General features: G+C 36.1%; 1 protein-coding gene. It reads right to left on the bottom strand.

Annotation, left to right across the window (positions count from 1 at the left end):
- The coding region (locus GGR08_RS07780; RefSeq protein WP_183194734.1) for a type ISP restriction/modification enzyme at positions 1 to 2,480 on the bottom strand (2,480 nt) is incomplete at both ends.

Here is a 2,480-nt window from a genome sequence, read left to right as displayed (position 1 = left end):
TTATCAGCATAACGAGAGCGATAATCTTCTGAATGAAGCAAACCGTAAACATAATAGAATAGATCATCTTTTGTTATGGTTTCATTAGGATAAGCAGCTTTAAAATGTGCTAATCCTTCATCAGTAATGGCATCACGCCTCTGTAAACCAGCTGTTGTGCTTTCTTCTGTAAATAAATGAGATTGTTTCTTGTTTTTATCTTTTGAGACCGTAGTGTCTTCGTAAATATAGCGTGGGAAGCATTGACCTGTATGCACTGCGTGCATATCAGATAAACTTTCAATCATAATGACAGAAAAACCACTCATGCTTCCTATAGAAGAAACTTGAATCACTCTATTTTTAACTATTTTTCCCATAGGGAATATACGCGGAATTTGATAAACCATCTCATTGAAAATGCTATTATAATAAAGCCACTGTTTCGTAAAAGGACGATACAAACTTGGTGTGAGATATGCCTCTTCAAAGTTAAAAGTCTTTCCTTTTATCAATTCTTTTTTAAGTCCACGACTCCAACTAATTTTTTTAGAATTTGTACCAACAAAACTGTTTACAAAATTTGTATGTGCTTTGCGATCAGAATATGGATAAGCATCATTAAAACGTTGTACTTCGCTATTATAGAACGTGATCATGTTATTCATGTTTTTCGCTAAGCATTCACGACTTGAATTGTATGTCCAAACGTCACGATTAGTTTTTAAACCACAAGAATAAATTTCAAAAAGTTTTTTATTATTTTCCTTCTTCTTCTTATTATTACTCTTATTACCTAAAGTTAGAAAGTTAGCAAAACTGTCATCCCGTTGATTAATCCAATCGCCATGCTCGTTTGGTGTAATGAGTTGCCAGCCTTGTTCATGGGTAATACCATCAATACTGCAAAATTCGTCAAGGATCTCAAGTTTCCTTTTAGTTGTAAGATTACTACCAATGTCGTGATAGTAAATTTTACATGATTCAGTCACATTAGGCTTTTTGATAAAGAGCGTTATAGCGATACCGGTCATACTACCATTGCCGAAAATATTTTCACCTTCTTGAGCCACTCCATTGCTTAACATATTTTTGCGAAGATCCCCTCGTAAATTAAGTACATAAATACTTGTAAATTCTTTGGCTAAAGATTTTCGTAAACTGTCCATTGTCGATTTTTCTATATAACCAGAGCCAGAAACAAAGCCGATTACCCCAGCATTATCAATACGGTCGCTTGCCCAGCGTATAGCACGAATATAACTGTCATAAAGCGCTCGTGTATTCGTAACTTTCGATTGAGCAGCATAGGTTTCACGAATACGTTGATCTAATATGGGATAGGGAGTATTCTTTGCATTATCATTTTCGCTTTTTTGTCCTACTGAATAAGGAGGGTTACCAAAGATAACTTGGATATTTAGATTTTTTTGATGCTCTAAATATTCACTGTTGTCTTTGAATAATTTTTGCAGAAGGTTCTTCTCTTCAAGCATCCGGAATGTATCGGTTAAGCCAATATGCTTAAAAGGGATATACTCACCTTTCATGATACTATGATAAGTCGATTCAATGTTAATCGCTGCTATGTAATAAGCGAGTAAAACAATCTCATTGGCATGGATATTATGACGGAATTTATATTCCATATCCTCTGGTTTTATGAGATTGGATTGTAACAGCCGTGTGATAAAGGTCCCAGTACCCGTAAAAGGGTCAAGAATAGAAACATCCTGTGATCCCAAGCTTTTTCCAAACTCATTCCGCAACACATCATCAACAGAATGAATGATAAAATCAACAACCTCAACGGGGGTATAAACAATCCCAAGCCTATCCGTGGTTTTCTTAAATGCCTTGGCAAAAAAACTTTCATAAAGCGTAATAATAAGATTTTGCCTTGCTTGTGGTGTGGTAATCCCAGAAGCACGAAGCCTTACACTGTTATAAAACTCTTGTAACTCCTTGGATTCTTCCTCGATATTCGTTTTATCGAGTTCTGTTAAGATTTTTTCCATGGCTTGTGAAATGGCATTGTTCTGTACAAATTCATTGCCCTCAAACAAAGCTTCAAACACAGGACGGGTGACAAGATGTTGTGCTAACATCTCAATCGCTTCCTCTTGTTTTATTTCACTGTTTAAGTTGTTCTTTAATTCCTTATGAAAGGCATCAAAAGCATGAAAGGCTTCACTGTTTTCATCAGCAAGCAAGTTTTGGAGATGCGTGATATGGTTTTGTGCAATCTCAGCAACATTGCCTGCCCAATTTTCCCAATAATCCGCAATAGCAAATTTCTTCGCAAGAAGGGTTTTCAGAGCATTGGGAAACTCTTTATAAAAAGGTAATCTCATTTGCCCTTTATAACTATGCTGCGGTTCATGAGCGGCTTTTCCAATCTCAAGCCCCATATGTTCTGATTTTTCATGGATATGGATTTTATCCTCAACCGCGGTCATGCTCTTTAAGGCGACAATCTCCAAAGTATCACTAACATCTTG

This window comes from Bartonella fuyuanensis (assembly GCF_014197255.1).
Classification (GTDB): Bacteria; Pseudomonadota; Alphaproteobacteria; order Rhizobiales; family Rhizobiaceae; genus Bartonella; species Bartonella fuyuanensis.
Note: the sequence above shows the minus strand (reverse complement) of the source record. Positions and strands in the feature narration are given on the sequence as shown.